Here is a 25,108-nt window from a genome sequence, read left to right as displayed (position 1 = left end):
TACCACTCACGAGGTCTCGTCACGCGCAGGCCAGGACCGGGGCCTGCGGACGTCCGCCGCCGTGCAGGTCGCTCAACGGAACCCTGGCCAGCCCGAGGATCGCCTGCGCGGTCGCGCGCGGGGCGGTCGACGGGTTCGGGCCGGTGGCGTCGTAGGCGATCGCGCCGCGGTCCGGCTCGGCGCCGGCGCAGCCGGTCTGCAGCGACCGCAGGAATCCCCGCGCCTTGACGGCTGCGGCGGGGCGATGCCCGGCCAGCGCCTGAGCGGCGAGGCCGGTGCTGTTGGCGTTCGGCGCGTTGGTGCCGAAACCGAAGCCGCCGTTCGGGTGCTGCTTGGTGACCAGCCAGGAGGTGCCCTCGGCGGCGTTCACCGCGTCACCGGTGGCGCGCAGGGCCTGGACGACCGTCGCGGTCGCGTCGACGTCGCTCGTGCACGTCGCTTCGCCGAAGTTCTGCGGGAAACCGCCGTCGGGGCACTGGCTGCCCGCGAGGAACGCCACGGCCTGCGCCGGCACGTCGCCGATGCGGTCCAGCGCCAGCAGGGCGAGCGACTGCGAGAGGGCGTTGGAGTAGTCGCCGTATTCGGACCGGTCGGAGAACCGGCCGGACGGCGTGAGCAGCGAGAGCAGCCCCGCCTTCAGGTCGACGCCGCCGAACGACGCCGGGTCCTTGCCGCGGATCTGCGCGGCGAGGAGCAGCTTGGCGTGCGCGCCCGCGTACGCCTCCGTGCCACCGCCGACGTAACCCGTGGTGATCTCCGGTTTCGCCAGCCACGCGATCGCCTTGCCCGCGTTCGCGTCCGACACCCCGGCCGCGGCGAACGCGAAGATCGCGTCGATCGTCAAACCCTGGTCGGGGAACTTCTGGCCGCCGAAGTCGGCCTCGAACCTCTCCCCGTCGGTCAGCTGCCTCGCGAGCCAGCCCGCGGCCGCGTCCGCCTTGTTGTGGGTGGCCGCGGCCGCCGCCGGAGCGGCGACCAATCCGATGCCGCACAGCATGGCGACAGCGAAAACCAAACGTCTCATGAGAACCCTTTCCCGCACTTCCACGACAGGAGTCGGTGACACCGCGCGACGTGGGTGACCGGGCTCGCCTGGAGGGCACACCGTTGCGGGACAGCGCCGGACTCTCACCGGACTTCCCCCACGACCGCGCTGAATCGGACGAACCGAAGACTACCGCCGAGCGCAAAGGCCGGTGTGATCCTGGTGACCGACCTGGTCAGCGGTGCCTGCCGGAGGTGATCGGGTGTTAACCTCGGCTGGCTCGACAACAGAACACCGCCGCCCGTGACGGGGAAGCCGGTCGAAATCCGGCGCTGTCGCGCAACCGTAGGCCCTTCACCAGGGCGAGCCGGGATACCGAACGGGCGGATGAACGAACCACTGTCGCGATAAACAGGGGTGACCGCGGCGTCCCGCGCCGTCCTCCGTCACGCCGCAAGGAGGAGTCATGCGCCGCGGGTATCTGGCCGCGACGGCGTTCGCCGTCAGTGTCGGCGTGGTCGCCGCGCTGCTCACCGGAACGGCCACCGCCGCGAACGACCCCGGTGCCGCGCAGGCGAATTCCCGTTGGCTCGCGACGAAGCTGAAGCCGGACGGCACGATCGAGAACCCCTTCGGCGGCGAACTGCCCGACCACGGCCTGATGCTCGACGTGCTCTTCGCTCTGTACGCGTCGGGCGACGGCGCCAAGGCCGAGCCGATCATGAAGTTCCTCGACGACGAAGGCCACGCGAGCGACTACTTCACCTGGGAAAAGCTTGTTCCCGCACCTGGATTCGACAAGGTCGTCGTCGGCGGTTCGCTGGCCAAGATGCTGGTCGCCACCCAGGTCTCCGGCCGGGACCCGCGAAACGTCGACGGATACGACCTGATCGCCGAGACCCACGCCGCGATCGTGCGCAAGGGCCCCGACAAGGGCAGGATCAGCGACTACACCAAAGATCCGGAGATCACCGGCCCGGTGAACAACGACGCGAACCTGTTCGGCCAGGCGCTCGGCGTCATCGGGCTCGCCGCGGCGGGCGAGAACGACCGGATCGCCATCGACAGGTTGCTGGCCCAGCAATGTTCCGATGGCTACTTCCGCCTCGTCTTCAACTACATCCCGACGAACGAGACCGGTGACCACGTCACGCCGGACGGCCGCAAGATCTCGACCTGCGACGAGGGGAAACCGCTCGACCTGTCGCCGTCGGACGGCGACGCCACCGGTCTCGGGCTCTCGGCGCTGCTGGCCGCAAGGAAGGCGGGCGCGACCGGACTCGACGCCCCGATCGCCAAGACCGTCTCGTGGCTCAAGGCGAACCAGAGCGCCGGTGGCGGCTGGGGTGGTGGCGTCAGCACCGAAGCGCCGAACACCAACAGCACCGGCCTGATCGTCCAGGCACTCGCCGACGCCGGCGGCGCGGACGCGGCGGTGGACAAGGGCGTGCGGTACCTCAAATCCGCGCAGGCGAACGCCGCCGCCGACGCCGGTACCAAGCTCGCGGGTGAGCTCGGCGCGATCGCCTACAATCCCGCCGCCTACGAGGCCGCGCGCACCTCGGGGATCAGTGGGCTCGACACCTGGATCCGCGCGGGTGCCCAGGCTTCGCTCGGGTTGGCGCAGGTCGGCTTCTACGCGCTCGCGAAGGGTGACAGTCCGCCGCCGACCAGCGGCGCACCGGCTCCCACGACGACCACCATCACGACCTCGGTGACACCGCCGCCCAAACCCAGGAAGGCGGGCACGCCCGCCGGTGTCCAGGTGAGGGCTGGGACGGCGATCGCCACCCCGGACACGGCGACACCGGCCGCCCGCCTCGCCGCCTACCTGGCGAACCGGCTCGCCGGCGGCGACCACGTCGAGGTGACCGAGGACGGCAAGACCTACGTCGACTACGACGCCACCGCCGACCTGGTGCTGGCCCTGCGAGCGCTGGACCAGCAGCCGGACGCGGTCGCCCGCGCGTCACAGTTCCTGCTGAAGCCGGAAGCCGTCCAGGCCTACGCCCACGGCGCGCCCTATGAACAGGGTGAGGCGTCGTACGCCGGGCCGCTCGCGAAACTCGTGCTCGTCGCCGAGTTCGCGAAGTCTGATACCGCCGGGCAATTGCGCGCCGATCTGGTGAAGCTGCGTGATACCGACGGCAAGTTCACCGACACCGGATCGTTCGCCGACGCCGACGAGACCGTGGAGCGGCACGCTTGGGCGGTGCTCGCCACCGTGGCCGATCCCGGTCCCGCGATCGAACTGCTGCTATCCCGCCAGTGCGCCGATGGAACGTTCCCGAAGCACCTCGACACCGTGGAATGCGGCTCCGGCGACCTCGCCGCGACCGCTGCCGCGGTCACCGCGCTGGCCGCCCGTCCGCATACCGACGCCGCGCCCCCGTCCAGGCGCCCCGACGGCTGGACCGAGCGGCGGATGTCGGCGTTCGTCGCCGCGGCGGGCGCGCTCGGCGTCCGGCCGACCGGCGAGGGCATCGTCACCGGCGAGGGCGGAGAGCCGGACGTCGCGCTGAGCGCCGCCGTCGCGGCCGCGCGGCAGGCCGCCGGCCTCGACGCGAGCGGAACGGCGCGGTCACTGGGCAAGCTGGTCCAGGCCGACGGTGGTTTGGCCAAGGGATCCGCCGGGGAGAGCGATTTCCCGACCAGTCTGGCCGCCGCGCAAGGAGTCGCGGGCCGCTCTTGGCTGACCGCGGCCGATTCGCCGCTCTCGCCCGCGATCCGGCTCCCGTTGTCCGAGGCGACTCCGTCCGGCAACCAGGTGCTGGCCGCGGAGCAGTCCAGTTCGCCACCGTCGTGGCTCATCTGGGGGCTCGCGGGGCTGGCCGTCCTGCTGCTGCTCACCACGATCGCCCTGGTTTTCGTCCTACGCCGTTTCATCAAGAAATAGGGGGCAACACCATGAAGAGACTGCTCGCCGTCACGTCCGTCCTCATCGGACTGATCGGGCTTTCCGCCGCACCCGCGAACGCGGTCGACACCACCAAGGGTTACAACGGGATCTGCACCGGGCCCGACGCGCTCACCGGCGTCACCGTCGAGGTCGACTTCCAGGAGCTGGACGGTAACGGCGGGACCGCGGCGCCGACGATCACCCGCTGCTCGCCCAACGCCGCACCGGGCACCACCCGTACGGGCATCAAGGCGTTGCAGGACGCGGGGATCGCGGTCGCCGGCACCGCCCGCTGGGGCCTCGCTTTCGTCTGCCGCCTGGAAGGCCGCCCGGCCGCGACGGAGACCATCCCGCTGTCGTCCAACCCGAACTACAAGGAAGCGTGCGTCACCACGCCTTCCCCCGGCGCGTACTGGGGTTACTGGCACGCCGACGGCTCCGGCACGACCTGGACCTACAGCACTACGGGCGCCCTCAACCGCACCGTGACACCCGGCGGCTTCGAGGGCTGGTCGTTCTCACTGAACAAGTCGGCGACGACCAACCCGCCGCCCGGTGTCACGCCGAGGAACCCGGCCATCCCGTGAGGAGGGTCCTTCCCTTGGTGGCGGCGGTCTTCCTGATCGCCGCCACGGCACCGTCCGCGCAGGCCGTCGACCAGGGCAAGGGGTATCCCGGGTTCTGCAAGGACGACACCGGGGTCACCGTGGTGGTGGACTTCCAGCAACTCGGCGGCACGGCCATCGTCCGCTGCAATCCCCAGGCCACGCGCGGCACCGGGCTGGACGCGCTCAAGGGCGCCGGTTTCCAGATCGCCGGGGTGCAGCGCTGGGGCGAGTCGTTCGTCTGCCGGATCGAGAACCGCCCGTCCGCGGCCGAGAACATCCCGGTCAGCGGCCGCGGGGAGTACGCGGAGACGTGTGTCGACACGCCTCCCGCGCAGGCCTATTGGTCCTACTGGCACGCCTCGAACAACTGCGCGTGGGACTACAGCCAGTGGGGGCTCAAGAACCGCGATTTCACCCCCGGTGGATTCGAGGGCTGGTCGTTCTCCTTGAACGCCACCGCCAAGAGCAACCCCGTCCCGCGGGTCTCCGCCGTGCGGCCCGGCACCGAGAGCCGGCCTTGCGTGCAGCGCGAAGAGGCCAAGCCGGCCACCGGCGATCCCGGCGAGCGGCAACAGCGACCGCAGCCGGGGAACGGTCCGCAGCAAACGGCTGGTGGCGAACCGAGTGCCGGGGAAGCCCCCGCCGCGGGTCCGGGTACCGGCGCGCTGCCGCCGCCCAAACCGCGTCCGAGCGCGTCTGCCCGGCCGACGGCACCGGACCCGTCCTTGAACGTCGCGTTCACCGGCGGTGAGAACGCCGGGGACGTCAACGCGGCGATGGAACGCGAGTCCGGGGCCAGCGACTGGGCACCCTGGGCGGCGGGTGCCGCGGTACTGGCGTTGTGCCTGGCTGGATTCCTGATGGCACGCAGACGCAAACGCGCACAAGGAGTCTGATGACGTCCTACTTCCTGCCGCGCGACCTGCATCCGGCCGCGTGGTGGGTGTGGGCGCTGGGTCTCGCCGTCGCCGCGACCCGCACGACGAACCCGTGGCTGCTGCTGACCATCGTGGCGGTCGCGGGGTACGTCGTCGTGGCCCGGCGCGGCGAGGCGCCGTGGGCGCTGGCGTTCCGGCTCTACCTGTACCTCGGCGCGTTCATCGTCGCGATCCGCGTGTTCTTCCGCGTCGTGTTCGGCGGCGCCGAGGGATCGACAGTCATCCTGCGGCTGCCCGAGATCCCGCTGCCGGAGTGGGCGGCGGGTATCCGGCTCTTCGGCGACGTGTCCGCGGAATCGTTGCTTGGCGGGCTCTACGACGGGATGCGGCTGGCGGCGATGGTGATCTGCCTCGGCGCGGCCAACGCGCTCGCGAACCCGAAACGGCTGCTCAAGGCGATGCCACCGGCGTTGTACGAGGTGGGCACGGCGGTGATCGTCGCGCTGTCGGTGTTCCCGCAGCTGGCCGAAAGCGTGCTGCGGGTCCGGCGGGCCCGCAAACTGCGCGGCGGTCCGGGCAAGAAGAAGATGAAGACCCTGCACACCGTCCTCATCCCGGTACTGGAGGACGCGCTTTCGCGGTCGTTGCAGCTGGCCGCGTCGATGGACTCGCGTGGCTACGGCCGGGCGGGACCGGCCGGGGCGCGGACCAGGCTGATCACGGGAACGCTGATGATCGCCGGCCTGCTCGGTGTCTGCGTCGGCGTTTACGCCACTTTGGACGGTTCGACGCCCCGATACCTCGCCGCGCCGGTGCTTTCGGCGGGAGTCGTGGTCGGCCTGGTCGGCTTCTGGTCGGCGGGTAAGCGGGTCCGGCGCACGCGGTACCGGCCAGATCGCTGGCATCTGCCCGAAATCGTCGTCGCCGTCAGCGGGATCGGGGTCGCGGTGACCCTGTTCGTGACCTCCAGCGTGGACCCGATGAACATGAACCCGTCCCTGATCGACCTGTCCTGGCCGTCGTTGTCGTGGGTGCCGTTGCTCGGGGTGCTGATCGGCGTGCTGCCCTCGTTCCTGACTCCGGCCCCCGAACCTCCTTACGCCGCACTAGAAGAAGAAGCCCGCACATGATCGAACTCGACCACGTCTCCTTCACCTACCACGGCCGCGCCGAACCGGTGCTGTCCGACGTCACGCTGTCCATCGGTGAAGGCGAACTCGTGCTGTTCGCGGGCCGGACGGGTGCGGGCAAGTCGACGCTGCTCGGCACGATCAACGGTCTCGTCCCGCATTTCACCGGTGGCCACCTCGAGGGCACGGTGTCCGTCGACGGTGTGACGACGCGGTCCCGGCCGCCGCGCGAGTTCGCCCATCTGGTCGGCGTCGTCGGGCAGGACCCGCTCGCGGGCTTCGTCACCGACACGGTCGAGGACGAGCTCGCGTACGGCATGGAGCAGCTCGGCCTGAGCCCGCAGGTGATGCGCCGCCGGGTGGAGGAGACCCTCGACCTCCTCGGCATCGCCGAACTGCGCAGGCGCGCGCTGCGGACGCTGTCCGGCGGGCAGCAGCAGCGGGTGGCCATCGGTTCGGTGCTGACCACGCACCCCAAGGTGCTGGTGCTGGACGAACCGACGTCGGCCCTGGATCCGACCGCGGCCGAGGAGGTGCTCGCGACACTGGCCAGGCTGGTGGAGGATCTCGGCACGACGGTGCTGATGGCCGAGCACCGCATGGAACGCGTGATCCCCTTCGCGGACCGGATGATCCACGTCCCCGGCAGCGGGGGAGTGATCGACGGAACGCCGCCGGAAGTGTTGAAGGACATGCCGATCGCGCCACCGATCGTCCACTTGGGACGGTTGGCGGGCTGGGATCCGCTGCCGATGTCGGTGCGTGACGCCCGGCGGCGCGCTTCGTCGCTGACCCTCGGGACGCCCGCCGCGCGAAGCACCACCGTCGGCGAAGAGCTGCTTTCCGCGTCCGGGGTGGTCGTGCGGTACGGGCCGAAGGTCGCCGTGCGGGAGGTCGATCTGTCCCTGCGCGCCGGCGAGGTGCTCGCGATGATGGGGCGCAACGGCTCCGGGAAGTCTTCGCTGCTGTGGGCGGTGCAGGGCTCCGGGCCCCGGCAGGGCGGCAAGGTCACCGTCGAAGGCAAGGACCCGAAGACGCTGAGCAGCGCCGCGGCCCGGGCACTCGTCGGCATGGTGCCGCAGACCGCGAGCGACCTGCTGTACCTCCAGACGGTCGCCGCCGAATGCGAAGCCGCGGACGCGGAATCGGGTGCGGAGCCGGGGCATTGCCGGGGCCTGCTCGACAGGCTCGCTCCGGACATCGACCCCGCGTCGCATCCGCGTGACCTGTCCGAGGGCCAGCGGCTCGCGCTGGTGCTCGCCGTGCAGTTGTCGGCCGCCCCGCGGATCATGCTGCTGGACGAACCGACTCGCGGCCTCGACTACACCGCGAAGGCGGCGCTGGCGCGGATGATCGCTTCGCTGACGGCCGAGGGCAAGGCGATCGTCGTGGCCACCCACGACGTCGAGTTCGTCGCGACGATCGCGCACCGGGTGATCGTGATGGCGGAAGGCGAGGTCGTCTCGGACGGTCCGACCGGCGAGGTGCTCGGCGGTTCCCCGGCGTTCGCCACGCAGATCGCGAAAATCCTCGGCGAGCCTTGGCTCACGGTCGAAGAGGTCCGATCGGCGCTTCCGCAGGAGGTCCCGTGACCGCGGCAGCCCCGATGACACCGATGGCCCCGGCGGTCCGGCTCGGCCCGCGCTCGGCGACCGTGCTCGGCCTCGCGTCGCTCGCGGGACTGATGATGTTCGTCTGGCCGCTCCTGGTCCGGGTCGAGCCGCAGTCGATGCAGCACGGCTCGGACGCGCCGTTCGTGTTCATCGGGATCCTGCCGATCCTGATCGTCATCGTGCTGGCCGAAATGTCCGAGGGGGGCATGGATTCCAAGGCCCTCGCGATGCTCGGCGTGCTGTCCGCGGTGAACGCCGCCCTGCGGCCACTCGGCGCGGGGACCGCGGGTATCGAGACCGTGTTCTTCCTGCTGGTGCTGGCCGGGCGGGTGCTCGGTCCCGGCTTCGGTTTCGTGCTGGGCTGCACGTCGATGTTCGCTTCGGCGCTGCTGACCGCCGGGGTGGGGCCGTGGCTGCCGTTCCAGATGATGTGCTCGGCGTGGATCGGGATGGGCGCGGGACTGCTGCCGCGCCGCGTCACCGGCAAAGCCGAGATCGCGATGCTGGTGGGATACGGGATCCTCGTCGCGTACGTCTTCGGCTTCCTGATGAACCTGTGGTTCTGGCCGTTCATCACCGACGCCGAGGTGCCGTACCACGACGGGCACATCTCCTACGTGCCCGGCGCCCCGCTGCTGGAGAACCTGCACCGGTTCGCCGTGTTCACCCTGCTGACCTCGACGGCGGGCTGGGACACGGGCCGCGCGATCACGAACGCGGTGGCGATCCTGGTGCTGGGGCCCGCCGTGCTCGCGACGTTGCGCCGGGCTTCGCGGAAGGCTTCCTTCGGAGTGCTTCCTTCGTTCAGTGAGCCTGCTTCCGGCGCAGGACGTGGTACGCGACGGCGAACGCCACTCCCACGGCCACGATGATCGCGGCGAAGACGGGGTGCATGTCCTTGGAGAGGCTCTGTGCGCGTTCTGGGCCGATGGCCCACAGCGCCAAGGGTGTTGCGTAGACGGCCGTGAGCGCCATCGCGCCCCAGCGGAGCGTCTTGAGCCGGGCGTCGCGCAGGGTGCCGATCAGGACCAGCGCGACCGGGACGACGGCGAGCATCGCGAACTGGCCGATGATCATGACCGGCACCGCCCAGGCCGAGACGATGACGGAACGCGGGAAGCGGCGGACGGTGGTTTCGCGGTCGAGCGTCTGGGTGGACATCGGTTCCTCCGGGGTTCGGAATGTCGTCAGCAGTGGGATTCGGCGGTGGTCTTGAGATCCTTCAGCCAGGCTTCGAGGCCCCAGCCGAGGAATTTGGTCGCGGTGGGTACGTCGGCCTCCACCTGGCCGCCTGCCCAGTTCTCCTCGGTACGGACGAGCACGCCACCCTTGACCTCGGTGAAGGTCCAGACGTGGACGCCGTTGTCGATGGTGAGGCCCTCGCCGACCGCGGGCCCGCTCCAGCGGAGGCATTTGCCGCGCTGGATCTGGTGGACGGTCGAGGTGATCGACAGCGTGGTGGCGGGTGTCGTGGCGGTCGGCGGCGCCGGTGTGGTCCAGCGGAACCGCGAATTCTTGCGGAGCGGCCCCCAATCGAGGCGTTCGTTGCTCAGCACAGGCTCCTGCCAGGCAGGCCAGCGGTCGACGTCGGTCTGAAGCCGCCAGATCTTGCTCAGGGGAGCGTTGATCAGGGTCTCGGTCCGGTAGTGGGTCGGGGCCTTCGTGTCGATGGTCTTGCCCTGGCACGAAAGCGGGGCGGTCGTGGCGGCCTGTGCGGGCGTCACAGCGCCGCCCAGCAGGCCGAACGCCAGGGGAAGCGCGAGTGCGGCGGTGCGGCGGAGGGTCATGCGAACTCCTTGTTAGCTGCAGTAGCGATAGTTAGAAGCTATAACTCCACCGGAGTGAGTGTCAATAGGGAAAGTGATAGCTTCTAACTAAACTGAAGGGAGTTGCCGTGAAGGCCTCGCGTGAGCGGTACCGGGCCCAGGTGTGCGCCGAGATCAAGCGGTACGCGTGGGAGCAGCTGGGCACGACGGGAGTCTCCGCGTTGTCCCTCAATGCGATCGCCAGACACGTCGGCATGAGCGGCCCCGCGCTGTACCGGTATTTCCCCAGTCGCGACGACCTGATCACGGACCTCGTCCGCGACGCCTACCGAAGTCTCGCCGACGCCGTCCACGGGGCGGCTGGCGTGACCGAAGTCGCCTACGCGATCAGGGAATGGGCGCTGGCGGATCCGCAGCGATACCTGTTCGTCTACGGGACGCCGATCCCCGGATATCGCGCGCCCGGTGACACCACGGAGATCTCGAACGAGATCATGGCCGTACTGCTGAGGGTGCACGCGGACGCGCCGGACCACGGGCGGGTGACGGCGTTCGACGGCCATCTCGACGAGCATCGCGAGTGGGCGGGCGGACTGCCGGTTTCCTCGGCGGTCCTCCGCCGTGCCGTGACGTTCTGGACCCGGATTCACGGAGTCCTTTCTCTGGAGCTGGCCGGGCATTTCGCGGGTATGGGGTTCGATCCCGCCGTGCTGTTCGCCGCCGAGCTCGACTGTTTGTCCATAAAGGACGATTCCCGGTGAGCGGGGCATAGGTGCTCGCTGTGCTAACTTTTGGGGATGCGCAAAGGATCCAGGGTTCCTTTCGGTCGTACGCTCGCGGTGATCGCGATGGTGCTCCTGACTTCGCTGATCGGCCCCGGCGCCGTCGCGAACGCGTCCGCTGGGCACGGCTGCGAATGCGCCACCCCGTCGATCGACCGGTTGCAGCATTGGCTCGCCTCCGGAGAGGGCACCACGGTGCCGCCGACCGGCAGCCTGCTCGTCCGTGAACGCGGCGGTTATGCGGCCAAGGTGGCCTTCCTCGGCGCCGAATGGCACGTGGTCGTCGTCTGGCTGGGGAATCGGTTCGAGGCGCAGGCCGATCTTTCGAAATCCGCCGGTTTCTGGATGACCTACAGCGCTACCGACGACCTCTACGTCCAGCTGCGTCCCGCCTCGCACTGGAGCGGCGGCGACAAGTGGCTCACCAAAGTGCCGTCGACAGGCGGGAAGCTCGTGAAGAAGTTCTTCAGCTTCAAGGCAAAGGCCTGGACGACACTGCCCGAGCTGGGGACGCCCGGCTACTCCTTCGCTTCGGCGCTGGCCGAGGCGCGAGGCCTGGTTTTCGTTGGCAAAACGCCGAACCGGCTCGATTTCCGTGGCCTCTCGATCGATCGTTACCGGCCGCCCTGCCTCTGAGTACTCCTCGGTATTCACCTGTCCGGAGCGGTGACGTTCGCGCGCCGTGCCCGTTTTGTCCTGTACGGTGAACGTTCAGCCGCCTGCGCACGACCGATTTGAGGAGTACCCCAGATGAGCCTGTTCGACTCGCTGAAGGAAAAGGCCGCCGAGCTTCTCGGCGGAGCGGGCGACAAGGTCGGCGAACTGACCGGCGTCGACCTTTCCGGGGCCGCCGATCAGGTCACCCAGTCCGCCGGCGGGCTGGCCGAGACCGGCCAGGGGCTCGCCGAAAGCGCCACCACCGCGGGCCAGGACGCCGTCGACTCGGCCACCGCCGCCGGTCAGGGTGTCGTCGACTCCACCGGTGCCCTCGGCGACGCCGCCACCGGGCTGGCCGGCGACGTGATCGATCCGAACGCCCGGGGCTGAACCGCCCCCGGTGCCCGGTATCCGCGAAACCTCGCGGATACCGGGCACCGTCATGTTCGTGCTTTCCGTCGGCAAAAATAAGGCCCACCCGGCCGCTGCTCCCCGCTACTCTGGTCGAAACTGACTGATCTGCGGGGGAGCGGACCATGGTCGGAATCTGGATAGCCCTCGGAATACTCCTGTTGGTGATCGGCGTCGCCGTCGTCACCGATCTGCGGGACCGGAGCCGGGGCGGGACACGCAAGATCATGTTGCCGGGCTGGGCCTCGCGACGTGCCGACTACACGGAGAACGACCTCGTCCACGGGCGCTGGACGGAGAGGTCGCCGCGTGAGCAGGACGAGGAGCTCCAGCGCAAATACCGGGCGGGCGAAGAATAGAAGGTCACGCGGCCGGCCTCGTCCAGCACCAGGCGGCGCGCAGGGCGGCGATCAAGGCCTCGTCGTCGGCGAAGGTGGGTTCTTCCCCGACCGGTATCCAAACGCGGTCGACGACTTCGCCTTGCTTGGTCCGGACGACGGAGATTCCGGGGTAGGACAACGCCGCGCCGCCGCCCTCGGCCACGAGGCGAGGCTCCCAGCGCAGCTGGACAACGCGATCAGGGCTCATCGACCACAACTTTCCGTACTTGCGTACCAGGTAAGTCGTCTGTCGGTGTCCGCGCGTTTCACGCCGCTCTTGTGATGTGCGTCCTTCGCGGTGCGGATTACCTCGCCGGATTCGATTCTTCGGGTGAATTCCGCGGAAGAAATGTCGCGGTCAAGACGGCTTTCTACGACCAGTTCCTGCCCGCCTCGTGAAGGAGGCCTTCACGGAACGCAAGCCGCAGTCCAGGTCTTGAGCCGAATGTCAAACGTGGCGTGTTCCCGGTCGGGTCGATGGTGGGACGAAGGGAGCCTTCGGCCCTGGTCGTGAGTGGCGTTCCGGGTTAGGGCTGACCGTGTATCAGGCACCTGCTGACGGACAGTTTCGCGTGACTGGACGGACGACACGCGTGTCCAGACGGACGACTCGCGTCGGGAGCCCGGCGACGGGTGTGTCGTCCATCCAGGCACGCGTGTCGTCCGTCGGATCACGCGTGTCGTCCGACCGGTCACGCGGCGGTAAGACTTTGCGGTGGTGGCGTTTCAGGTGGGAACCCGAAACGCCACGTCGCCACCACCCTTGCCCGGCTTCACGTACTTCGGCAAGGGTCCTTCCCGCGCCAACCCTGTGGACTGCTGGGGCTGGTGATGTTGCTGGGGCGACGGTGGCCCTCACGGGCAGCAGGTCACACGAGGCCCGAGAACCGGCCCAGCGTCTCCTCGCGCCCCAGCGCCTGGGTGATCGCGTGCAGGTCCGGGCTCCGGGTCGAGCCCGTGATCGCGATCCGGATGATCTGCGAAGCCTCGCGGATAGAACCCGGGAAGCCTTCGGGGTTCTTCTTGAACTCCTTGGCGTTCTTCGCGAAGCCGTGCTTCGCCGCGACCTCGCGGATCTGCTGGAACCATTCCTGGCCGTCGTCGAGCTGCTGGTAGTTCTCGACGAAGTCCCGCGCCACGGCCCGGACGACCTCGGAGTCGACGCCGAGGGCGGCGATCCGCTCGTCGTCGGCGCTCGCGACGGCGGCGTGCAGCTGCGGGAAGAAGAAGCCGTAGACGGCGCGGAACTCGCTCCACTTCTTCAGATCCTTGCGCGGGTTCTCGGCGCCGTCACGCTCGACGGCGAGCGCGCGGAGCGCGAGGTCCGGCTCGGCGTCGAGGACGGTCCGCAGCTCGGGGTCGAACCGCTCCGCCCAGCCGCGGACCTCGTCGAGGATCTCGGCGCCGGTCAGCGTGGCGATGTGGTCGGCCGAGATGTCGTCGAGTTTGACCAGGTCGACCAGCGGGCCCGCGACACCGCATTCCTCGAGCTTGATCGGCTCGGCGAGCGCCTGGTCGAGCGGCATCTCGGCGAGACGGCCGTTGGCGAGGCCGCGCAGGTAGTAGAGGACGGCCTTGGTGGGGTAGCCGGACTCGATGTAGAAATCGACGCTGGCTTCCGGGTCCTTGCGCTTCGACAGCTTGCGCTTGCTGCCGCCCTCCTGCTTCATCAGCGGAGCGATGTGCGCGTAGGTGATCGGCTCGAAGCCGAGCGCGTCGAACAGCTGCTGGTGCACCGGCACCGACGAGATCCACTCGTCGCCGCGGATGACCAGGTTGACGCGCATGAGGTGGTCGTCGACGGCGTGCGCGAAGTGGTAGGTCGGCAGCCGGGGGCTCTGGTCGGAGCTCTTGAGGATGACGACGTCGTTGCGGTTGGCCTCGGCCTCCAGCGGGCCGCGGATGGCGTCGGTGAACCTGGCGCGGGCGCCGGTGTCGTCGGGCGCGCGGAAGCGCACGACGTACGGGTCTCCGGCGTCGAGTTTGGCCTGGACGTCGGCGGGGTCGGCGTCGCGCCAGATGGCCCACGAGCCGTAGTAGCCGGTCGGCAGCTTCGTCGCCTGCTGCCGCGCGGTGATCGCCGCCAGTTCGTCCTTGGTGGCGAAGTCGAGGTACGCGCGGCCGGTGCGAAGCAGGTGACGGACGTAGGTCAGGTAGATCTGCTCACGCTCGGACTGCTGGTACGGGCCGTAGTCGCCGCCGCGGTGGATGTCCTCGTCGGCGGCGAGATCGAAGTAGGCGAACCCGCGCTCGAACTGGTCGATGGCGCCTTCGACCTCGCGGGACCGGTCGGTGTCCTCGACCCGGACGAGGTAGCGGCCGCCGCTGCGGCGGGCGACGTCCTGGTCGATGGTGGCGACGTAGACGCCGCCGATGTGGACGAACCCGGTCGGCGAGGGGCCGAACCGGGTGACCAGGGCGCCCTCGGGGAGCTCGCGGGCGGGGTACCGCTGTTCCCAGTGCTCGGGCTCGGGCAGGTCGGCGGGGAAGAGGGCGTCGATGACTGCTCGGTCCAGCATGGCGGTTCAGATCTCCCGGCGTCGTGGTGCATGGCGGTTTTCGCCACCGAAGAGCCTAACCGTCCGGCCTCCCGGCCTGGTGAGGGTGGTCCCGAAGCCGGATCGAGACGTGCTTTTTCGTCGGTGCACCCCGGTAAATAGGCCTTGCCGGACATTCGGGGAGGAAATCGGTGACCACCGATAGCTCGCTTCGTGAATAACCCCAGCTCACTCGGCGTTCTTTCCGCGCCGTCGTGGTGCCGTTCCGGCAGACGCTGGTCCTGCGCGGCAAAATGGGCTCGAAATCGGATCTCTTCGAGGACGCGAAGGTCCAGGAAATCCTGATGCGGCACCACATCCGGGTCCACGTGACCAGGACGGGATCGCGGGACATCGCCACGCACGACCTCAGCCAGTACGACTTCGTGTTCCTGTCGGGCGAGCCCGCCGCCGGTCTCGTCCGGCGGTCGAGGGCCAACGAGTGGACGGGATCCGCGCGCCGGCCGTTCACCAGCCCGATCGTCCTCGCCACGTACCGGCGTTACGCGCAAGAGTCGCAGGCCCGGGAAGCCTCGAGCGGTCCGGTCCTCACAGGGGATCCGGCGCTGCCGAGGTCGTGAGCGATAAGAGGGTCGTTGAGAGGTAAGGAAAGTGGCGTGTTGCGAAAGCCACTTTCCCAACGTTGAAGGTTGGGAAAGTGGCTTTCGCAACCTCGGCGGTCTGCCCGGGCGGTGTGGACGCGAGTCGCGAAAGCCGACGGGGGCCACGAGCGAACCACCCCACCGGAAACGTTTGCCTTACCCCTCATTACCCGGCGTCGGCGCAGAAACAGCCGACGCCCTTCGCGATCCAGTCCCGGCCTTCCCACTCGGGACGGCGTTCGATCATCAGCGCTTCGACCTCCGCGGCGATGGTCTCTTCGGAAAGAGACGAGTCACGCCGCGTCCAGGTCTCGTCGCGCAGCAGTTCGAGGTACTCGCGGACTTCGCTCAGGACCCGGCTTCCGGAGACGGCGCCGTGGCCGGGGACGACGATGTCCGGCCCGGCTGCGGCCAGCCGTCGCAGCACCTCGATCCAGCGCGATCCCGAGACGTCGGTGTCGTGCGGCGGGAACCACGGGAAGATCGAGAACTGGCCCGCCTCGACCAGATCCCCGGTGAACAGCACGCCCGCGTCGGGCACGGTCACCACCTGGTCGCCCTTGCTGTGGGCACGCCCGGTGGCCTCCAGCCGCACCACCCGCCCGCCGAGGTCGAGTTCGTACGTGTCGTCGTAGACCACGTCGGGGGTGGCCAGGGTGACGCCGTCCAGCGCCCGTGCGACCGGGGCGCCGAGGCCGCGGAACATCTCCAGATAGCCCGGTCCTTTGTGGACCAGGTCCGCCGCCTGCGCGCTGTTGACGAGGTAGGTCGCCTCGTCCGCGAAGACCTGCGCGCCGAACGCGTGCTCGGGGTGGAAATGCGTGGTGGTCAGGTAAAGCCTGCGCCCGCGGGCGTGCTCGGCCGCGAAGGCGAGCACCTTCTCGGCGTTGCGAGGACCGAGCCCGGTGTCGACGACGAGCACCGAGTGGGAGCCGCCGACGACCCCGATGTTGGGGACGAGGTCGACGCCGGGATCCGGGATCACCACGAGGTCGCGGGCGATCTCCCGGGCGTTGCCGGGCTCGACGGCGGGTTCGTGGGTGAGAGGTTCGAAGGGCATGACCCCACCTTCGGACCGGTCCCGTGTTGCCGTCCAAGTCCGATCTCCACCGCCTGATACCTGATGGGTATCATCGCTGGTGATGGAGCTTCGTCTGCTGCGTTACTTCGTGGCCGTCGCCGAGGAGCGGCACTTCGGCCGGGCCGCCGCGCGGCTGCACATGACCCAGCCGCCGCTGAGCCGGGCCATCCGGCAGCTGGAGAACGGCCTGGGTGTCGTGCTGCTGCTCCGATCGGCCGCCGGCGTCGAGCCCACCGCCGCCGGGGCCGCACTGTACGCCGAAGCCCGCACCCTGCTGGACCAGGCAGAACGTGCTCGCGCCCGGGTGCTGGAGGCGGCCGGGCCCGCGACGCTCACCGTCGGCACCCTGGCCGACGGTGCGGGCGAGTCGGGCACCCGGCTGGCCGCGGCGTTCCGGCGACGGCATCCCGAGGTCTCGATCCGCTTCCGCGAGACGGATTTCACCGATCCCACCACCGGACTGCGTGCCGGGCTGGCCGATGTCGCGCTGACCCGGTCGCCGTTCGACGAGACCGGCCTCAGCGTCCGCGTCCTGCGTTCCGACCCGGTCGGGCTGGTGGTGCGCACCGGCGATCCACTCGCCGGCCGTACGTCGCTCCGGCTGGCCGACGTCGCCGACCGGCCCTGGTTCCAGCTGCCGGAGGGCACGGATCCGCGGTGGCGCGAGTACTGGAACGGGGCCACGCCCATCGGGGAGCGTCCCGCCGGGCCGGTGGTGCGCACGGTCGGCGAATGTCTTCAGGCCGTCCTCTGGAACGGCTCGGCCGGGATCGCGCCGCTCGGGCACGCGCTGCCCGACGGGCTCGCCTGGGTGCCGCTGGCCGACATGCCCCCGAGTCCGCTGGTCGTCGCCTGGGTGACCGCGCGGGAGGATCCGCTGATCCGGTCGTTCGCGCGGATCGCCGTCGAAAGCCACCGCTAGACCGCACTTGCAAGTGCGTACTTCCCTTTGGAGAGCGGCTCCCCGAAAGTGAGTCACAGCTTCGCTCACCATCCACAAGGGAGTCCACGTCATGTCGAGACCCGCCGCCAGGTCCCGGATCCGGGTCGGCCGGACCACCGTCACCTACCTGCCCGACGGCCACGCCTGGCTCAACCCCGCCGTTTTCCTGCCATCGAGCGTCCCGTCCGGCTGGGCGGCGCACGACGCGTTCCTCGACGAACGCGGATGGTTCCCGGTCAGCATCGGCTCCTTCCTGATCCGCACCGGCGACCGGGCCGTCCTGGTGGACCTCGGGCTCGGCGCGGCCGACTTCACCATGCCCGGTGCCGCCGAGTTCCACGGCGGTGGCCTGCTCGACGCCCTGGCCGCGGAGGGCCTGGCACCCGAAGACGTCGACACCGTGGTCTACACGCATCTGCACCACGACCACGTCGGCTGGACGACGGACGTCCCGCCCACCCCGGACGGCACGGGCGCGCCGGTGACCGGGCTGACCTTCCCGGCGGCGCGGCATCTCGTCAGCGAGAGCGAATGGGCGCACTGGTCCGGCACCAACGACCCGGTCGGTCCGGATCCGCTCGCCGTGCAGCAACCGCTGGCCGAGGTGATCGGGTTCTTCGCGGACGGCGACGTCGTCGCGCCGGGTGTGCGGATACTCGCCACGCCGGGGCACACGCCCGGCCACAGCAGCCTCGTGGTCACCGACCCGGCCGAGGAGGATCCCCGCCGCGTCGTCGTGCTCGGCGACGTCATGCACTGCCAGGTGCAGATCACCGAAAGCCACTGGACGTTCGCGTTCGACGTCGATCCGGCGGAGGGCGTCGCCACCCGTGAGCGCCTGCTGAAGGAGATCGAGGACGACCGGACGATCCTCGCCGGCGGGCATTTCGCCGGGCAGGTGTTCGGCCGGGTCCTGCCGCCCGCGTCGCGCCGGATCTGGGCCGCCGGCCAGGCCACCGGATAACGTCGGCGCATGCCGGAGCCATCTCGCCGCCGTCCCCGTCCAGGTACTCCAGGCCAGGTGCTGGCCTGGTTGCCGGACGGCAGGCCCGCCGACGTGTACAGCGCGCCATGCCCCTCGCGACAGGTCCTGGATCGCATCGCGGACAAATGGACCGCGCTCATCGTCGGCTGCCTGTCCACGGGGACCAAGCGCTACAGCGAACTGCGCGCCGCGATCGACGGTGTCAGCGAGAAGATGCTCACCCAGACCCTGCGCGGCCTCGAACGCGACGGCCTGGTCACGCGCACCGTGCATCCGACGGTGCCGCCGAAGGTCGAGTACACCTTGACCGAGCTCGGCCACACCCTCACCGCACCGTTGGCGGTGATCCGGGATTGGGCCGAAATCCACATCAACGAGATCAACGACGCCAGGACGCGGTTCGACGGCGGGGTGTAGGAACACCGGTTCCGGGGCATTCACCGGCATGCCGGACTCACCATCGGAACCCGACGAGGCGACCGTCGACGCCGTCGGAAAACTGATCTTCGCCGTCGAAACGGTCGAACAGGCGCGTGGTCACCTGTACGCGTTCCATCACCTCACGGGAACCGCCGACTTCGCGCTCGGCGAGGCCGTCGAAGGGCTCCGGAAGGCCGGGCACGCGGACTGGGCCGATCGGATCGAGACCGAGCTGATCGGGCTCAACGTGCTGCCGGACAGGTGGACCTTCCAGGTGATCGAGGAGTACGACAACGGCTACTACCAGGCCTACCGCGACATGACGCGGGAGGTCACGGAAGACCTGACCGGCGGGCGGCGGCACCTGCACGAAGAGCGGATCAAACGCCGGCGGCGTACCGAGGGACGGCCGGGGCACGAGATGGGGCGGCCGAGCGGCTGAGCTACTTGCAGGGATCGTGGCCCCAGTTCATCAGCGAGTGCCGCCAGGTCGTGTCCTCGATGTCGCCGGACGGGCGCTGCGCGAGATGCCGGTGCACGTAGCCGATCACCTTGCGCATGTGCTCTTCGTCCTGTTCGGACAACTCCGCCTTCTTCGTGCGTAGGATCGTCACGATCCGGCGGCCCGACTCGTGCCCGACGGACTCGCCGCCGTTCTTGTGCTGCCCCGCCTGGCGGGACTCATCGGTCTTCAGCCACTTTTCGAGTTCGCCGGCGGTCATGTTGACCGCTTCGCCGAACTCGGCCCGGACGTCCTTGTCCTCGCTCACAGCTTCTCCAATGCCTCGGGCTTGTGCACCGCTTCGCCACCGCTCTTCTCGCTGCGCACCAGGTACTGCGGCTCCTCTTCGGACGCGCGCACCGTACGGCCGCCCGCCTCGGTGTCGGCGGTGATCTCCTTCAGGACTTCACCTTCGGCCTGCCCGCCGTGACTGTTCCAGCGGACCTTGTCGCCTTTGCGGAATCGCTTGGTCATCGCACTCCTTCTCGTCGTGGCCGGTCCGACGCCGGCCAGACATAGGGCAGGTCGTCGGGGACGTCCGGGAATCTGGGGCGGTAGTGCTCCGGCTCTTTGCGGACGAGCGCGGACTGGTGGCTGCGGTGGAAATCCGGGTCGCCGAGCCAGGGCGGCAGTTCCTTCGCTTCCGCGAGGCTGTCCTGAGTGCGGACCTCGTGGATCCCGGTGGCGCTGAGCAGGTCGAGCCGCAGTGTCTGCCGGCAGGTGTCCTGGCGGCCGGTCGCGCACCAGACTTCGCAGATGTCGAAGCCGTAGCGGGTGAGCGCCTCTTCGTAGCCCGCCCACATCGCCGCGGCCGGGTGATGACGCCAGCCGTACCCCGGCACCGTCAGTGCGCGCAGCACCTGAATGGTCTCCACGCGCTGTTTCCCGAGCCGCCGCTGGTCGAGCACGGAAGCGGAGGCGCGGAAGTCAGGACAGGGGAGAAACGTCTGCACACTGGCGGCTTCCCCGTCGTCGCGGGTTCAAACCGCTTCAGAAGATCGACCAGCCGGTCAGGGTGGTGAACCGGTCCAGCGCGGCGACGCCCGCGACGGAGTTGCCGCGTGGGTCCAGCCCCGGGCTCCACACGCAGATCGCGCATCGGCCGGGGACGATCGCGACGATGCCGCCGCCGACCCCGCTCTTGCCGGGAAGCCCGACGCGATAGGCGAATTCGCCCGCGGCGTCGTAGGTGCCGCAGGTCAGCATCACCGCGTTGACGCGCTTGGCCGCGCTCTGCCCGAGCAGCCTGGTGCCGTCGTTGCGCACGCCGTGGCGGGCGAGGAAGACCGCCGAGCGCGCGACGTCGCGGCAGTTCATCGCGATCGAGCACTGGCGCATGTACTGGTCGAGGACGGCGGGCACCGGATGACGCATGTTCCGGTACGACGCCATGAAATACGCGAGCGCGCGGTTGCGGTCGGCGTGGGCGGCCTCCGAGGCGGCGACCTCGGTGTCGATCCCGATGTCCGCGCGGCCGCTTTCCTCGCGAAGGAACCGAAGGAGCGTCTCCGCGGCGTCACCGTGATGGGCCAGTTCGTCGGTCACCACGAGCGCGCCGGCGTTGATGAAGGGGTTGCGGGGGATCCCGTCCTCGTTCTCCAATTGGACCAGCGAGTTGAACGGGTTGCCGGACGGCTCGCGGCCCACCCGTTCCCACACGCCGTCGCCGTGGGAGAGCGCGAGCGCCAGGGTGAAGACCTTCGACATGCTCTGGATGGAGAACGGCGTCTCCCAGTCGCCGACGCCGTGCAGCCCACCGTCCACTTCGGCCACCGCCATGCCGAATCGCCCCGGTTCGACCCTGGCCAGGGCGGGGATGTAGTCCGCGACGGAGCCGCGGCCGATCTCCGGCGCGACGTCGTCGGCGATCCGGTCCAGCAGCGCTGCGAGGTCCACGGCCGTAGCGTAGAAGTGTCCCTTCGCGCGCCAAAATCGGGGTTCGCGGGTTAATCTGTCAAATCGAAAAGGGAAATACCCGGAAAAACCGCCGGAGTGACTTCCCGCACACCTTAAGTCTTCCTTAGCAATGTTGGGTGACGTGCCGCACACGCTCTAGCGTCTGGCAACCATGGATTCCTCGCTGCTCACCGAAAAGGGTGAAAGCTACTCAAAAGCACTGGGCAACCGCCAAGTGCAGATGATCGCCATCGGCGGCGCGATCGGCGTCGGGCTGTTCCTCGGTGCCGGTGGCAAGCTCCACCAGGTCGGGCCGTCGCTGGTCCTGTCGTACGCGCTCTGCGGTATCGCCGCGTACTTCGTGATGCGCGCTCTCGGTGAGCTCGTGCTCCACCAGCCGACTTCCGGCAGTTTCGTCACCTACGCCCGCGAGTTCATCGGTCCGTGGGCGGGTTTCGTCTCCGGCTGGATGTACTGGGTGAACTGGGCGATGACCGGGATCGCGGAGATCACCGCGGTGGCCATCTACGTGCACAAGTGGCTGCCCGACGTGCCGCAGTGGATCACCGCGCTCGTCGCGCTCGGGGTGCTGATCGTGGTGAACCTGCTTTCGGTGAAACTGTTCGGCGAGCTGGAATTCTGGTTCTCGGTCGTCAAGGTGCTGGCCATCGTGGTCTTCCTGGTCACCGCGGCCGGCTTGGTGCTCACCGGCGCCGACATCGGCGGCACCACGGCGGGCGTGCACAACCTGACCGCCCACAATGGATTCTTCCCGGCCGGTATCGGTATCGCGCTGATGACCCTGCAGGCGGTCATCTTCGCGTATTCGGCGATCGAGGTCGTCGGTATCGCGGCCGGCGAGACCAAGGACGCCCGCAAGGTACTGCCGAAGGCCATCAACGGGGTCGTCTGGCGGATCGGCGTGTTCTACGTGGGATCCGTGCTGCTGCTGGCGATGCTCCTGCCGTGGCCCTTCTACAACGGCGGTGAGAGCCCGTTCGTCACCGTGTTCAGCAGGCTCGGGATCCCGGGCATCGGTGACGTGATGAACGCGGTCGTGCTCACCGCCGCGTTGTCGAGCTGCAACTCCGGCCTCTATTCGACCGGCCGCATCCTGCGCGCGCTCGCGGACAAGGGCGAGGCGCCGAAGTTCGTCGGCCGGATGAGCGGCCGTCACGTGCCCTACGGCGGCATCCTGTTCACTTCCGGCGCCTATGTGCTGGGCGTGGTGCTCAACTACCTGGTGCCGAAGGACGCCTTCGACATCGCGATCGCGATCGCCTCGCTCGGCGTGATCACCACCTGGGCGACATTGATCTTCTGCCAGCTGCGACTGCGGCAGGCGGCACTGCGCGGCGAGCTGGAACGGCCGTCCTACCGGATGCCTTGGGCGCCCTACAGCGGCTGGGCGACGCTGGGCTTCCTCGCGCTGGTCGTCGTCCTGATGGGCTTCTCCGACGGCGCCGAGAAGATCGCGTTCTACTCGATCCCGGTGCTGGTCGTGGTGCTGGCGGTCGGCTGGCGGATCGTCGGGAAACGGCAACGGCAAGAGGTGCGCTGAACACCCGCATTTCGTCCTCTGAATGCGTAACGCATTTAGAGGACGAAATGCGGTCGTCAGCTGGACGTCGGGAAGTTGAACCCGGCGGCGGAATGCGGCCACCGGGTCGTGACGACCTTCGCCCGCGTGTAGAACCGGACGCCCGCCGGGCCGTGGATCGGGCTGTCGCCGATGAGGGAGTCCTTCCATCCGCCGAACGAGTAGTACGACATCGGCACCGGGATCGGCACGTTCACCCCGATCATCCCGACCTTCACCTCGCGCTGGAACCGCCGCGCCGCCTCTCCGCTGCCGGTGAAGACCGCGGTCCCGTTGCCGTACGGGTTCGCGTTGATCAGCGCGATCGCTTCGTCCAAAGTGGACACCCGCACGATTCCGAGCACGGGACCGAAGATCTCGTCACGGTAGGCGGCCATCTCGGTGGTCACATGGTCCAAAAGGGACGGTCCGACGAAGAAACCCTCTTCGTGCCCGGTGACCTCGAGGTCCCGGCCGTCGACCACCACGGTCGCGCCCTCCTCCGCGCCGAGGGCGACCGAGTCGATCACCCGTTGCCGCGCGGCCTCCGTGACCACCGGGCCCATGTCGTTGCCCGCCTCGTGACCGGGGCCGACCTTGATCTCGGCGGCCTTCCGCTCGAGGATCTCGACCAGCCCGTCGCCCGCCGAGCCCACGGCGACCCCGATGGAGATCGCCATGCAGCGCTGTCCGGCGGAGCCGAACGCGGCGGCCGTGAGATGGTTCGCGGCGTACTCCAGATCGGCGTCGGGCAGGACGACGGCGTGGTTCTTGGCCCCGCCCAGCGCCTGCACGCGTTTGCCGGTGGCCGTCGCACGTTCGTGGACGTACCTGGCGATCGGGGTCGATCCGACGAACGACACGGCGGCGATATCGGGATGCTCCAGGATCGCGTCGACCGCGACCTTGTCCCCGTTGACCACGTTGAACACGCCGTCGGGAAGCCCCGCCTCGGCGTACAGTTCGGCGACCAGCCGGGATGCCGACGGGACCCGCTCGCTGGGTTTGAGGACGAACGTGTTGCCCGCCGCGATGGCGATCGGGTGCATCCACAGCGGCACCATGATCGGGAAGTTGAACGGCGTGATCCCGGCGACGACCCCGAGCGGCTGCCGGAAATCGTGCACGTCCACGTCGCGCGAGACCTGGTCGGAGAAGCCGCCCTTCAGCGCGTCGGCGATCCCGCAGGCGTACTCGACGATCTCGCGGCCGCGGACGATCTCGCCGCGCGCGTCGTCGATCACCTTGCCGTGCTCGGCGGAGATGATCCGGGCGAGTTCGTCCTCGTGCTGCACCAGCAGCTCGCGGAAGGCGAACATCACCTTCGTCCGCTGGGACAACGACGAATCGCCCCACGTTGCGAACGCCTTCCCCGCGGCGGCCACCGCGATGTCCACATCGGACGGTTCCGCGAGAAGCACTTCCGCCCGCGCGCGTCCCGCGGCCGGGTCGTACACCGGGGCGGTGCGGGTGGAGCCCGCCGTGGTCCCGGCGCCGTTGATCCAGTGGTCGATGGTCTTCACGCGTTGTCCTCCACAGTGTTCACAGCAGTCCGACGGCCGTGTCGACGGCCTTGGCGACGTCGCCGTCGTGCGGGTAGAGCAGGGACCGGCCGACCACGAGGCCCTGCACGGTCGGCAGCGCGAGCGCGCGTTGCCAGGAGGCGAACGCGGCGTCGGGATCCTTGACCTCGCCGCCCAGCAGGACGGCGGGCAACGTCGACGCGGCCAGCACGCGCTCCATGTCCTTCACCACCGGGAGTTTCAGCCAGGTGTAGGCCGACGAGCGGCCGAGGGCGGAGGCGATGGTGATCGAGCGGATCACGGCGTCGGGGGAGAGGTCGGTGCGGAGGCGTCCGTCGACCCAGTCCGCGAGGAACGGCTCGACCATCGCGATCAGCTTCCGGTCGGCGAGATCGTCGATCGCCTTCGCGGTGTTCTCGAGGACACTCGGCGTCGCCGGGTCCGTCAGGCAGATCCTGGTGAGCGTCTTGCCGCCGTCGAAGCGCATCCGTTCGATCGTTTTGGCGTCGTAGCAGGCGAACCGGTCGTCGATCTCGAAACTCGATCCCGCGAGCCCGGTCCGGTTCATCGAGCCGATGACGGTCTTCCCGTCGAGGGCGCCGAGCAGCAGCAGGTCGTCGATGATGTCCGGCGTCGCAAGCACTCCGGTGACCCCGGGGCGTTCCAGCGCCAGGCCGAGGCGGTCGAGGAGTTCACCGCGGTCGGCCATCGCGAGCGGGTCTGCGCCGACGCCGTTCGCGCCGCGAGCCGGATGGTCCGCGGCGATGATCATCGTGCGGCCCTTGTCGTTGAAGGGAGATTTCGCCCGGACCCGGGTGGCCGCGGCGACCGCGATCGCCCCCGGATCACGCACCCGCGCGGCGACTATCCGGCGCACTGTGTCCGACAACTTCGTACCTCCCGGCTCGCGTGGTCCTCCGACCATCGCAAG

The 25,108-nt window shown here is 69.2% G+C and carries 28 protein-coding genes and 2 riboswitches; of the genes, 16 read left to right on the top strand and 12 right to left on the bottom strand.

Annotation, left to right across the window (positions count from 1 at the left end; all coding sequences use genetic code 11):
- Positions 1-19: 19 nt before the first annotated feature.
- Entirely contained in the window at positions 20-1,024 is a 1,005-nt protein-coding gene (locus ACZ3HL_RS32860) for a prenyltransferase/squalene oxidase repeat-containing protein (RefSeq protein ID WP_465535253.1), read from the bottom strand.
- A 32-nt stretch (positions 1,025-1,056) separates the two neighbouring features.
- A riboswitch (cobalamin riboswitch) is annotated at positions 1,057-1,183 on the bottom strand.
- Between the two features lie 86 nt (positions 1,184-1,269).
- Positions 1,270-1,384, top strand: a riboswitch (cobalamin riboswitch).
- A 67-nt stretch (positions 1,385-1,451) separates the two neighbouring features.
- On the opposite strand from ACZ3HL_RS32860, the gene ACZ3HL_RS32855 reads away from it, so the two are divergent.
- The 6 genes from ACZ3HL_RS32855 to ACZ3HL_RS32830 are packed head-to-tail and all read left to right on the top strand — an operon-like array spanning position 1,452 to position 8,985.
- A complete protein-coding gene (locus ACZ3HL_RS32855; RefSeq protein ID WP_465535252.1) occupies positions 1,452-3,881 on the top strand; it encodes a hypothetical protein in 2,430 nt (809 codons plus the stop codon).
- Positions 3,882-3,892: 11 nt separating this feature from the next.
- Complete coding sequence (locus tag ACZ3HL_RS32850; RefSeq protein ID WP_465535251.1) at positions 3,893-4,471, top strand: flagellar hook-length control protein FliK; 579 nt, start codon at positions 3,893-3,895, stop codon at positions 4,469-4,471.
- A 17-nt stretch (positions 4,472-4,488) separates the two neighbouring features.
- Positions 4,489-5,388 (top strand): ABC transporter substrate-binding protein, encoded by a 900-nt coding sequence (locus tag ACZ3HL_RS32845; protein WP_465535250.1) that lies wholly within the window; start codon positions 4,489-4,491, stop codon positions 5,386-5,388.
- Positions 5,388-6,500 (top strand): energy-coupling factor transporter transmembrane component T, encoded by a 1,113-nt coding sequence (locus tag ACZ3HL_RS32840; RefSeq protein WP_465535249.1) that lies wholly within the window; start codon positions 5,388-5,390, stop codon positions 6,498-6,500. Before ACZ3HL_RS32845 ends, ACZ3HL_RS32840 begins: the two co-directional genes overlap by 1 nt.
- The gene (locus ACZ3HL_RS32835) at positions 6,497-8,092 is read left to right on the top strand and encodes an ABC transporter ATP-binding protein (protein WP_465412898.1); all 1,596 of its coding nucleotides are present in this window, start codon (positions 6,497-6,499) and stop codon (positions 8,090-8,092) included. Before ACZ3HL_RS32840 ends, ACZ3HL_RS32835 begins: the two co-directional genes overlap by 4 nt.
- A 14-nt stretch (positions 8,093-8,106) precedes the next feature.
- A complete protein-coding gene (locus tag ACZ3HL_RS32830) occupies positions 8,107-8,985 on the top strand; it encodes an ECF transporter S component (protein ID WP_465413162.1) in 879 nt (292 codons plus the stop codon).
- On the opposite strand, the gene ACZ3HL_RS32825 is transcribed toward ACZ3HL_RS32830, so the two are convergent.
- Together ACZ3HL_RS32825 and ACZ3HL_RS32820 are read right to left on the bottom strand one after the other, a co-directional pair.
- Positions 8,918-9,274 carry a hypothetical protein gene (locus tag ACZ3HL_RS32825; protein ID WP_465535248.1) on the bottom strand — a complete coding sequence of 119 codons (357 nt, stop codon included), beginning with the start codon at positions 9,272-9,274 and terminating at the stop codon, positions 8,918-8,920. The genes ACZ3HL_RS32830 and ACZ3HL_RS32825 overlap by 68 nt on opposite strands.
- A 26-nt stretch (positions 9,275-9,300) precedes the next feature.
- Positions 9,301-9,900: an SRPBCC family protein gene (locus ACZ3HL_RS32820; RefSeq protein WP_465535247.1), complete on the bottom strand. Its 600-nt coding sequence runs from the start codon at positions 9,898-9,900 to the stop codon at positions 9,301-9,303.
- Between the two features lie 107 nt (positions 9,901-10,007).
- Between ACZ3HL_RS32820 and ACZ3HL_RS32815 the strand changes: the two genes are divergently transcribed.
- From ACZ3HL_RS32815 to ACZ3HL_RS32800, 4 genes are all read left to right on the top strand, one after another.
- Positions 10,008-10,640, top strand: coding sequence for a TetR/AcrR family transcriptional regulator (locus tag ACZ3HL_RS32815; protein ID WP_465535246.1), 633 nt, complete (start codon positions 10,008-10,010; stop codon positions 10,638-10,640).
- Positions 10,641-10,676: 36 nt separating this feature from the next.
- Positions 10,677-11,297: a hypothetical protein gene (locus ACZ3HL_RS32810; RefSeq protein ID WP_465535245.1), complete on the top strand. Its 621-nt coding sequence runs from the start codon at positions 10,677-10,679 to the stop codon at positions 11,295-11,297.
- Positions 11,298-11,411: 114 nt separating this feature from the next.
- Positions 11,412-11,708 (top strand): hypothetical protein, encoded by a 297-nt coding sequence (locus tag ACZ3HL_RS32805; protein WP_192741519.1) that lies wholly within the window; start codon positions 11,412-11,414, stop codon positions 11,706-11,708.
- A gap of 146 nt (positions 11,709-11,854) precedes the next feature.
- A complete protein-coding gene (locus tag ACZ3HL_RS32800; RefSeq protein ID WP_465535244.1) occupies positions 11,855-12,088 on the top strand; it encodes a hypothetical protein in 234 nt (77 codons plus the stop codon).
- 4 nt (positions 12,089-12,092) lie between these two features.
- Here ACZ3HL_RS32800 and ACZ3HL_RS32795 read toward each other — a convergent pair whose 3' ends face one another.
- On the bottom strand, positions 12,093-12,317 hold the full coding sequence (locus ACZ3HL_RS32795) for a hypothetical protein (protein ID WP_465412904.1): 225 nt from the start codon (positions 12,315-12,317) through the stop codon (positions 12,093-12,095).
- 661 nt (positions 12,318-12,978) lie between these two features.
- On the bottom strand, positions 12,979-14,628 hold the full coding sequence (locus ACZ3HL_RS32790) for a glutamate--tRNA ligase (RefSeq protein WP_465412905.1): 1,650 nt from the start codon (positions 14,626-14,628) through the stop codon (positions 12,979-12,981).
- A gap of 233 nt (positions 14,629-14,861) precedes the next feature.
- On the opposite strand from ACZ3HL_RS32790, the gene ACZ3HL_RS32785 reads away from it, so the two are divergent.
- Complete coding sequence (locus ACZ3HL_RS32785) at positions 14,862-15,227, top strand: hypothetical protein (protein ID WP_465535243.1); 366 nt, start codon at positions 14,862-14,864, stop codon at positions 15,225-15,227.
- Between the two features lie 187 nt (positions 15,228-15,414).
- Here ACZ3HL_RS32785 and ACZ3HL_RS32780 read toward each other — a convergent pair whose 3' ends face one another.
- The gene (locus ACZ3HL_RS32780) at positions 15,415-16,308 is read right to left on the bottom strand and encodes an MBL fold metallo-hydrolase (RefSeq protein ID WP_465535242.1); all 894 of its coding nucleotides are present in this window, start codon (positions 16,306-16,308) and stop codon (positions 15,415-15,417) included.
- Between the two features lie 82 nt (positions 16,309-16,390).
- Between ACZ3HL_RS32780 and ACZ3HL_RS32775 the strand changes: the two genes are divergently transcribed.
- From ACZ3HL_RS32775 to ACZ3HL_RS32760, 4 genes are all read left to right on the top strand, one after another.
- Complete coding sequence (locus tag ACZ3HL_RS32775) at positions 16,391-17,251, top strand: LysR family transcriptional regulator (protein WP_465535241.1); 861 nt, start codon at positions 16,391-16,393, stop codon at positions 17,249-17,251.
- Between the two features lie 91 nt (positions 17,252-17,342).
- Positions 17,343-18,236: an MBL fold metallo-hydrolase gene (locus tag ACZ3HL_RS32770; RefSeq protein WP_465535240.1), complete on the top strand. Its 894-nt coding sequence runs from the start codon at positions 17,343-17,345 to the stop codon at positions 18,234-18,236.
- A 9-nt stretch (positions 18,237-18,245) separates the two neighbouring features.
- The gene (locus ACZ3HL_RS32765; protein WP_465412910.1) at positions 18,246-18,674 is read left to right on the top strand and encodes a winged helix-turn-helix transcriptional regulator; all 429 of its coding nucleotides are present in this window, start codon (positions 18,246-18,248) and stop codon (positions 18,672-18,674) included.
- Positions 18,675-18,702: 28 nt separating this feature from the next.
- Positions 18,703-19,119, top strand: a complete 417-nt coding sequence (locus ACZ3HL_RS32760) for a hypothetical protein (protein ID WP_465535239.1) — start codon at positions 18,703-18,705, stop codon at positions 19,117-19,119.
- Between the two features lies 1 nt (position 19,120).
- Here ACZ3HL_RS32760 and ACZ3HL_RS32755 read toward each other — a convergent pair whose 3' ends face one another.
- The 4 genes from ACZ3HL_RS32755 to ACZ3HL_RS32740 are packed head-to-tail and all read right to left on the bottom strand — an operon-like array spanning position 19,121 to position 21,075.
- Positions 19,121-19,447: a DUF3140 domain-containing protein gene (locus ACZ3HL_RS32755; RefSeq protein WP_465535238.1), complete on the bottom strand. Its 327-nt coding sequence runs from the start codon at positions 19,445-19,447 to the stop codon at positions 19,121-19,123.
- A complete protein-coding gene (locus ACZ3HL_RS32750; RefSeq protein ID WP_465535237.1) occupies positions 19,444-19,653 on the bottom strand; it encodes a hypervirulence associated TUDOR domain-containing protein in 210 nt (69 codons plus the stop codon). The genes ACZ3HL_RS32755 and ACZ3HL_RS32750 overlap by 4 nt, the downstream gene beginning before the upstream one ends.
- Entirely contained in the window at positions 19,650-20,132 is a 483-nt protein-coding gene (locus ACZ3HL_RS32745) for an MSMEG_6728 family protein (protein WP_465535236.1), read from the bottom strand. Before ACZ3HL_RS32745 ends, ACZ3HL_RS32750 begins: the two co-directional genes overlap by 4 nt.
- A gap of 37 nt (positions 20,133-20,169) precedes the next feature.
- Positions 20,170-21,075, bottom strand: coding sequence for a glutaminase (locus ACZ3HL_RS32740; protein ID WP_465412912.1), 906 nt, complete (start codon positions 21,073-21,075; stop codon positions 20,170-20,172).
- 172 nt (positions 21,076-21,247) lie between these two features.
- On the opposite strand from ACZ3HL_RS32740, the gene ACZ3HL_RS32735 reads away from it, so the two are divergent.
- Positions 21,248-22,636: an amino acid permease gene (locus tag ACZ3HL_RS32735; RefSeq protein ID WP_465412913.1), complete on the top strand. Its 1,389-nt coding sequence runs from the start codon at positions 21,248-21,250 to the stop codon at positions 22,634-22,636.
- Between the two features lie 56 nt (positions 22,637-22,692).
- On the opposite strand, the gene ACZ3HL_RS32730 is transcribed toward ACZ3HL_RS32735, so the two are convergent.
- Positions 22,693-24,177 (bottom strand): CoA-acylating methylmalonate-semialdehyde dehydrogenase, encoded by a 1,485-nt coding sequence (locus tag ACZ3HL_RS32730; RefSeq protein WP_465535235.1) that lies wholly within the window; start codon positions 24,175-24,177, stop codon positions 22,693-22,695.
- Between the two features lie 19 nt (positions 24,178-24,196).
- Complete coding sequence (locus ACZ3HL_RS32725; protein ID WP_465535234.1) at positions 24,197-25,066, bottom strand: Cgl0159 family (beta/alpha)8-fold protein; 870 nt, start codon at positions 25,064-25,066, stop codon at positions 24,197-24,199.
- Positions 25,067-25,108 lie beyond the last annotated feature (42 nt).

Source organism: Amycolatopsis sp. NPDC000009 (assembly GCF_055563465.1).
The sequence above is the reverse complement of the archived record's forward strand: the minus strand, read 5'-3'. Positions and strand labels throughout refer to the sequence as shown.